A 1,163-nucleotide genomic window follows, 5' to 3' on the forward strand; every position below is an offset into this window, starting at 1 on the left:
CTTGGGAAGTGCCCGCGGATCTTGATGATCTTGCGTAGCTGCGCGTTGATGCTCTCGATGGCGTTCGTCGTGTAGATGATCTTGCGGATCGCCGGCGGGAACGCAAAGAATGGAATGACCTGACTCCAGGACCGATGCCACGCGGCGGCGATCGGGCCATACCGCTGGCCCCATTGGCCTTGCTCGAAGGTGGTCAGTTCGGCCAGAGACGCCTCGACGGTTGGCGCGGTGTAGACTGGCTTGAGCGCCGCCGCCACCGCGCGGCGGTCCTTCCAGCTCGCATAATCCAGGCTGCCTCGGATCAGGTGCACGATGCACGTTTGCAGCGTCGTGTCGGGGAACACCGCGTTCAGGGCTGCCTCCATGCCCTTGAGCCCGTCGGTGACCGCGATCAGGATGTCCTGGGTGCCACGCGTGCGCAGGTCGTTGAAGACCTTCATCCAGAACTTGGCCCCTTCGGTGGTCTCGATCCACAGGCCCAGGATGTCGCGCGTGCCGTCGGGCAACACGCCCAGGGCGAGATAGACGGCTTTGTTGCGCACCACGCCGTCTTCGCGCATCTTGACCCGCAGCGCATCGAAGAACACCACTGGATACATGCTCTCCAGCGGCCGGGCTTGCCAGGCGGTGACCTCCTGCATGACCTCGTCGGTCACGGAGCTGATGAATTCGGGTGAGACCTCGGTGCCGTACTGTTCGGCCAGGAAGGCCTGGATCTCGCGCACGGTCATGCCGCGGGCATACATGGCGATGATCTTGTCATCGAACCCGGTAAAGCGCCGCTCGTGCTTGGGAATGAGGATGGGCGCGAAGGTGCTGTCGCGGTCACGAGGCACGTTCAGGTGCAGGGGGCCATCGTCGGTGAGTACCGTTTTAGCGCTGCTACCATTGCGCTGGTTGGTCGCATCCTGCGGGCGCTGCGCGCCCGCAGGATAGCCCAGGTGCTGGCCCAACTCGGCGCCCAGCGCACGCTCGATGAGGGCCTTCTTGAACGCCATGGCGGCGTCCTGGACCGCTTCGGCGGTCATTGGCCCCTTGACGAACTGGTCGACCAGTTCCTTGGGAATGGTGGGCAGTTCCCTCAGTGGCGTCTTCGGTTTGCGTGGCATACGGCCTCCTTGGCTACATGGTATGCCCTGCACACAAAAATACGGATAGGCCCC

At 63.5% G+C, this 1,163-nt stretch carries 1 protein-coding gene; it reads right to left on the reverse strand.

What is annotated here, in order from left to right; genetic code table 11:
* Window positions 1-1,109 (reverse strand): IS256 family transposase (locus KF708C_RS34095; RefSeq protein ID WP_059416311.1); only part of this gene is annotated, 1,109 nt, incomplete at its 3' end.
* Window positions 1,110-1,163 lie beyond the last annotated feature (54 nt).

It is taken from the genome of Cupriavidus basilensis (genome assembly GCF_000876015.1).
Classification (GTDB): domain Bacteria; phylum Pseudomonadota; class Gammaproteobacteria; order Burkholderiales; family Burkholderiaceae; genus Cupriavidus; species Cupriavidus basilensis_B.